This window comes from Faecalibacterium sp. BIOML-A1 (assembly GCF_009679715.1).
Taxonomy (GTDB): Bacteria; Bacillota; Clostridia; order Oscillospirales; family Ruminococcaceae; genus Faecalibacterium; species Faecalibacterium taiwanense.
In genome coordinates this window covers 377,898-384,010 of sequence record NZ_WKZJ01000002.1, presented here as the reverse complement: position 1 = coordinate 384,010, position 6,113 = coordinate 377,898, and the positions used below count along the sequence as shown (strand labels likewise).

The window sequence follows — 6,113 nt, the reverse complement described above, 5'->3', positions numbered from 1 at the left end:
AATCCACAGCACCCTGAAACTATTGTAGCATTCCGCTGGAGAGCGGTCTATAAATACTACTATTTTATTATACGAGGAACGCCTTATGAAAAATGCTAAAATTTCCCGCCGCAGCTTTCTGCTTGGCCTTGCCGCCTGCTCTGCCGCAGGCATTCTCACTGCCTGCAAGGGGGATGACACCCCCGCCAGCAGCGCTTCCACCTCGCCGGAAGCACCCGCTTCTTCCGTGAGCGAGCTTGAACCCATCGGGCTGTTTACCGTGGAAGATTTTCCCAAGCTGGACGGCAGCACTGCCTGCATCCCGCTGATGGCCCAGATGATGGCCGATACCACCGGCATCGATCTGGAAGTAGCCCAGAGCGGCATTTCGGTCAGCACCACGGCCTATGCGTGGGAAAACTTCGGCCTGTACCCGGATGAGGAGTACACTGCCAGGATGCTGGTGGTCTACGAAGCGCCGGACTACGTAAAGGAAGAGCTGAAAGAAGCAAACGCCCAGCTGGAACAGAAACCCATTGGCCGGGACGCACTGGTGTTCATCGTGAACGAGAACAATCCGGTCAAGAGCCTGACCCGGCAGCAGCTGAAGGATATCTATGCCGGTAAGATCACCAACTGGAAGGAAGTGGGCGGCGAGGATCTTGCCATCGTGCCCTTCCAGCGGGGCGAAGACTCCGGCAGCCAGACCCTGTTCCGCAAGCTGCTCATTCAGGGCGGCGAACTGATGGACCCGCCCACCGAGCTGGCTCCCGCTGCCATGGGTGAGCTGGTGGACAGCATCGCCGCCTACAACAACAGCGCCAATGCCATCGGCTTCTCGGTCTACTACTACATCGACCAGATGTACTCCCAGCCCGGCCTGCGTCTGCTGGCCGTGGACGGCGTGACCCCTTCCAACGACACCATCGCCAGCGAAAGCTACCCGCTGTGCAACGAGTTCTATGCCGTTCTCCATGCGGACGCTGCCGCCGACAGCCCGGAACGCCAGCTTTACGACTGGCTGGATACCGCCGCCGGACAGGACTGCATCAAAAAATCCGGCTATGTAGCGGTGGCACCCGCCACTGCAGCGAACAGTGCCGTCTGATCTTCTAGCAATTGACAGCTTTCTGCATTTCTGTTACAATATTACACATAAATGTTGAAACTTTTTTTGCAAAGGAAGGCTCAATATGGACAATTCCTCCTCCCATGTGGAAAGCCGCTGGCGCACCCAGCTGCGCAACCGCATCATTCAGGCGTCCAGTCTGCTGGAAATTTTGCTCTCCGGCCTTGTGCTCATCGGCCTGCTGCTCAGCGCTGTGCCGCTCATCAAGTGGATGCCCGGCCTGCTGTTTGACGGCAACGAAGTGGAGATCCGCATTTTTCTGGAGCGGAGCCTTGACATCGTGATCGGCATCGAGTTCATCAAAATGCTGGCCAAGCACAGCCCCGGCAGCAGTCTGGAAGTGCTGCTCTACGCCATTGCCCGTCATCTGGTAGTGGGCCACGACTCCGCACTGGAAAACCTGCTCAGCGTGGGAGCCATCGCCCTGATCTTTATTGTGCGCAAGTTCTTCTTTGTGCCGGCCTTTGGTGCCCACCTGCCGGACGGCCATCCGGCACCGGATCTTTCACCTCGCCAGAGCGGCATCCCCGCCGATGCGTTTCTCTCCCGCCTGAAGGAGCGCGCCAAGGCCGAGGTGGCCGAGGCCATTCCTTCCGAAGAAGAGACTTTTGACGAGTACGATTTTGAGCAGGCCGCCCCGGAACCAAAATAACATAAACAAAAATGCCCCGCAGCACTGCCGGAAAACCAGCAGGCTGCGGGGCATTTTATAATGCTTTTATTTTTTATTGTGCTTTCCGAAGCGGTACTCTTTGCCCTCACGGATGCGCTGGATATTGGCGCGGTGCATATAGATCACCATGCCGGACATAAAGCCGGAGCCAATGGCGCACACCAGCATATCACCAGCGGCATAGCCCTGCAGGGAACCGTAAATGATGGTCAGCACCGGGTAGAGTGCTGCCATGGCCACGCTGCCCAGCGACACCATGCCGGTGGGGATCAGGCACACCAGAAAGATAATGGCCAGAAACGGCAGCAGCACCGGCTGGATGGCCAGAATGGCACCAGCTGCCACCAGCACGCCCTTGCCGCCTTTGAACCCGAAGTACAGCGGGTACAGATGGCCCAGCACTGCAAAGATAGCAGCCAGATAGACACCCAGATACGGCGACACACCAGCATCGGCGGGCAGCATGTGGAACAGCCACCGGCCAATGCACACGGCCAGCACGCCCTTGAGCACATCGCCTGTCGCGGTCATGGCGGCAGCCTTCTTGCCAAAGGTGCGCAGCATGTTGGTCATGCCGGCCGCACCGCTGCCATGATTGCGCACGTCGTCATGATATACGAATTTGCTGACGAGGATGCCGGTATCCACACTGCCCAGCAGGTACGCCTGCAGGATGGTGGCTGCGGCGATCAGGATCGCTTTCATCATAGAAACGGATGCCTCCTTTGCGGGCGCTTACACGTCCTTTGCGCCCACTTCGCCGGAGCCGCGCTCGCGGATCACCAGACGGATGGGGGTGTGTTCCAGACCAAAGTTCTCGCGGATCTGGTTGATCAGATACCGCTGGTAGCTGAAATGGAACAGCTGCTTCGAATTCACAAAGGCCACGAACGTGGGCGGGCGGGTGGATGCCTGAGTCAGATAGAAGATCTTCAGGCGGCGGCCCTTGTCGCTGGGCGGCTGCATCCGGGCTGTGGCGCGGGCCAGCATCTCGTTCAGCACGCCGGTGGGCACGCGGGCACCGTTCTGGCTGTCCACATCGCGGATCAGCTGCATGAGCTTGTTCACGTTGTAGCCGGTCTGAGCCGAGATGAAGATGATAGGAGCATAGCCCATAAAGCTGAAGCACTCGGCATAATCGCGGCGCTGCAGTTCCATGGTGTTGGTCTCCTTGCCTTCCACCGCGTCCCACTTGTTGACGACGATGATGCACGCCTTGCCCTGATCGTGGGCATAACCGGCCACCTTGCTGTCCTGCTCGGTAAAACCGACGGTGGCATCCACAAGGATCAGCGCCACACGGCTGCGCTCCACAGCGGCCAGTGCGCGCACTACCATATAACGCTCCAGACCGTCGGTGATGTTGCTGCGCTTGCGCAGACCGGCGGTATCGGTAAAGATGAACTTGCCATAAGCGTTGTCCACCGGGGTGTCAATGGCATCACGGGTGGTGCCCGCCTCGTTTGCCACGATCATGCGGTTCTCGCCCAGAATGCGGTTGGTCAGGCTGGACTTGCCCACATTCGGGCGGCCGATGATGGCAACCGGGATGCGGTCCTCTTCCACCACCGTCTCGCTGAAGTCCAGATGGGCGCACACAGCGTCCAGCAGGTCGCCGGTGCCGTGGCCGTGCACGGACGAAATGGGCATCACCTCGTCAAAGCCGAGGTTGTAGAACTCGTACATCTCCATGGGGGCATCGCCCACCTTGTCGCACTTGTTCACGGCCAGAATGATGGGCTTGTGGCTGCGGCGCAGCATGTGGGCCACATCCTCGTCTGCGGCGGTCAGGCCGTCGCGCACGTCCACCACCATGATGATGCAGTCTGCAGTGTCAATGGCGATCTGGGCCTGCTCCCGCATGTGAGCCAGAATGCCCTCGGTAGCCTTGGGCTCAATACCGCCGGTGTCCACCAGCAGGAAGTCATGGCCGTTCCACTCGCAGTTGGCAAAAATGCGGTCACGGGTAATGCCCGGCGTGTCCTCCACAATGGCAAGGCGCTGACCGCACAGCTTGTTGAACAGGGTGGATTTGCCCACGTTGGGGCGGCCCACCACTGCTACGATCGGTTTGCTCATAGGGGTTCCTCCTTTCTATAACAAAAGGTTTTATGCTCTTCTTCTCCTTGCAATGTGCAGGCCGCTACGCAGCAGGGCGCGGGCTTCGTCGCCGCCAGAGGTCGGCAACACCTCCACCTTCACGCCAAGGCGCTGGGCCAGCTGGTCGGTGGTGATGTCGTCCAGAAAGGTGTCTTTTTCCTCCCGCAGCATCACGGCGGGCACGCCCAGCGTGCCGCTGGTCAGCTTGCCCTCGCACTGAGCAATGATATCGGTCGCCGTTACAAGCCCGGCCACACCCACATTGCCGCCGAAGAATTTGTTCTTGATGGTGTGCACCGTCACCTCGATCATGGGGTACTGGCGGTGCAGCTCAGCCATCATCTGGCGGATGAGCGGCGAAGCCATTTCGCCCGTGACCACGTCCATCTTTTTGGTGCCGTAGATGCGGTGGGGCTTTTCCAGCTCCGCCAGAAATTCCGAGGCATACAGGCGCATCATGCCCACGCCGTTTTCCAGCTGGTCGAAGTCCTCGTAGAACTCTTCCGGCGGGATGGGCCTGCCTGCCTTGAGGTACCATTCATCACTGGGATAAATGATGCGCTTGCCGTGGCGGCGCTTGCACTCATCGCCGAATTCTTCCATGATGTCGATGACTTCGGCGCTGGTCTTTGCATCATACGGTGTCTGCTTGAACAGCTTCTCGCGGTAGTCCGTCACGCCGCAGGGCACCGCAGCGATGCTCTGCACCATAGGGGTCAGCTCCAAAAGGTCGGAGAGGGTACGGCGCAGTTCGTCGCCGTCGTTGATGCCGCGGCACAGCACCAGCTGACAGTTGACGGCGATGCCGCCCTCCACCAGACGGGGCAGATACTTGAGCACCTCGCCGCCGCGCTTGTTGGCCAGCATCCGCACACGGAGCTGCGGGTTCGTGGTGTGCACTGAAATGTTGATGGGTGAAATGTGCATCTTGATGATGCGGTCGATCTCGTGGTCCTGCATGTTCGTCATGGTGATATAGTTGCCGAACAAAAAGGAAAGCCGCTCGTCATCGTCCTTGAAGTAAAGACTCTCGCGCATACCGGGGGGCAGCTGGTCGATGAAGCAGAACATGCAGTGGTTTGAGCAGGAGTGCTTTTGATCGCCCAGATAGGTCTGGAAATCGCAGCCAAAGGGACCGCGCTCCGTGCGCTGCACATCCCACTCGCGGATGCCGTCTGCCACCCTTGCTTTCAGGTGGAAGCTTTTGCTGTCGGTGTAGAAATCGTAGTCCAGACTGTCGTTCAGCTCGTTTTCGTCCACGCTCAAAAGCTCGTCACCCGGGCCAAGGCCCAGCACTTCCGCTTCGCTGCCGGGTTCCACCCGTGCGATCTTCATTGCCACCGCATCCACCTCCTTTCAGACAGAACAAGAAGGGGAAGGCATGCGCCCTCCCCTTCTGTACATAACACCATTATGCCACCAATTACGCGCAAATTAGGCCTTCTTGATGACTTCCTCGCCCTTGTAGTAACCGCAGTTGCCACATGCCTGGTGGGGGAGCTTCAGAGAGCCGCAGTTGCTGCACTTGACCAGTGCGGGGGCCTCCAGCTTCCAAACATTGCTGCGACGCTTGTCGCGGCGGGCCTTGGAAAGATGTCTCTTAGGTACTGCCATATTTTTGCACCTCCTTGATGGGTTTATCAGTTCAGCAGTGATTTAAGGATTGCGAGCCTTGTGTCTACGGGAGCTTCGGCATGCTCTGCCGGCTGGCAGGTGCATTCCGCCTTCTTTTTGCCGCACACGGGGCAAAGCCCGGCGCAGTCGGCACTGCAAAGCAGCACCGTGGGGATCTGGAACATAAACTCCTGATTGAGCCATTCATCTACATCCAGATGTCCTTTTTCGTCCAGCGGAAGGTCAAAATCCGGGTCATCCAGATCCCGTTCCTTTACCGTCCACTCCGTATCGACCGTCTCCTCCCGAATGACCGGGTCCAGACAGCGGGCGCACTCTCCGTGCACCGATGCGTTTGCCCGCAGTGTCATCCGGATCTCGTCGCCGTCCGTCTCCGCTTCAAAAACAGCGGTGACCGGCTGCGGGATCCTTGCCCCGGCATAATCATGTGCAGATAAATCACACTGAAACTCTGCATGATAGGGTTGTCTGCCGGTGGCGATAAACTTTCTCAGGTCAAATTGCATAGTACACCTCTAAAAGGCTGCTTTGTTAGTATAGCGCCAACGCAGCCCTTTGTCAACACCAAAACAGGCAGAAAACCGAAAAAATTTAAAT

The 6,113-nt window shown here is 58.4% G+C and carries 7 protein-coding genes; 2 read left to right on the top strand and 5 right to left on the bottom strand.

Going from position 1 to position 6,113, the window contains the following annotated elements; translation table 11 throughout:
* Positions 1-85: 85 nt before the first annotated feature.
* Both GKG36_RS04215 and GKG36_RS04210 read left to right on the top strand, forming a co-directional pair.
* Complete coding sequence (locus GKG36_RS04215; RefSeq protein WP_097775289.1) at positions 86-1,087, top strand: substrate-binding domain-containing protein; 1,002 nt, start codon at positions 86-88, stop codon at positions 1,085-1,087.
* A gap of 85 nt (positions 1,088-1,172) precedes the next feature.
* The gene (locus GKG36_RS04210; RefSeq protein ID WP_154259339.1) at positions 1,173-1,760 is read left to right on the top strand and encodes a transporter; all 588 of its coding nucleotides are present in this window, start codon (positions 1,173-1,175) and stop codon (positions 1,758-1,760) included.
* Between the two features lie 66 nt (positions 1,761-1,826).
* On the opposite strand, the gene plsY is transcribed toward GKG36_RS04210, so the two are convergent.
* The 5 genes from plsY to GKG36_RS04185 all read right to left on the bottom strand — a co-directional run bounded on the left by plsY (position 1,827) and on the right by GKG36_RS04185 (position 6,022).
* Entirely contained in the window at positions 1,827-2,489 is a 663-nt protein-coding gene (gene plsY / locus GKG36_RS04205; RefSeq protein WP_005944253.1) for a glycerol-3-phosphate 1-O-acyltransferase PlsY, read from the bottom strand.
* A gap of 27 nt (positions 2,490-2,516) precedes the next feature.
* Positions 2,517-3,860, bottom strand: coding sequence for a ribosome biogenesis GTPase Der (gene der, locus GKG36_RS04200; RefSeq protein WP_005944256.1), 1,344 nt, complete (start codon positions 3,858-3,860; stop codon positions 2,517-2,519).
* Positions 3,861-3,890: 30 nt separating this feature from the next.
* The gene (locus GKG36_RS04195; protein ID WP_173012876.1) at positions 3,891-5,222 is read right to left on the bottom strand and encodes a DUF512 domain-containing protein; all 1,332 of its coding nucleotides are present in this window, start codon (positions 5,220-5,222) and stop codon (positions 3,891-3,893) included.
* A gap of 93 nt (positions 5,223-5,315) precedes the next feature.
* Entirely contained in the window at positions 5,316-5,495 is a 180-nt protein-coding gene (rpmF, locus tag GKG36_RS04190; protein ID WP_005920250.1) for a 50S ribosomal protein L32, read from the bottom strand.
* A gap of 26 nt (positions 5,496-5,521) precedes the next feature.
* Complete coding sequence (locus GKG36_RS04185; protein WP_154259338.1) at positions 5,522-6,022, bottom strand: YceD family protein; 501 nt, start codon at positions 6,020-6,022, stop codon at positions 5,522-5,524.
* Between the last annotated feature and the right edge of the window lie 91 nt (positions 6,023-6,113).

Excerpts from the sequence above, each read along its gene's own strand:
- GKG36_RS04215 (WP_097775289.1), top strand. The coding sequence starts at position 86 with ATGAAAAATGCTAAAATTTCCCGCCGCAGCTTTCTGCTTGGCCTTGCC.
- GKG36_RS04210 (WP_154259339.1), top strand. The coding sequence starts at position 1,173 with ATGGACAATTCCTCCTCCCATGTGGAAAGCCGCTGGCGCACCCAGCTG.
- plsY (WP_005944253.1), bottom strand. The coding sequence starts at position 2,489 with ATGATGAAAGCGATCCTGATCGCCGCAGCCACCATCCTGCAGGCGTAC.
- der (WP_005944256.1), bottom strand. The coding sequence starts at position 3,860 with ATGAGCAAACCGATCGTAGCAGTGGTGGGCCGCCCCAACGTGGGCAAA.
- rpmF (WP_005920250.1), bottom strand. The coding sequence starts at position 5,495 with ATGGCAGTACCTAAGAGACATCTTTCCAAGGCCCGCCGCGACAAGCGT.
- GKG36_RS04185 (WP_154259338.1), bottom strand. The coding sequence starts at position 6,022 with ATGCAATTTGACCTGAGAAAGTTTATCGCCACCGGCAGACAACCCTAT.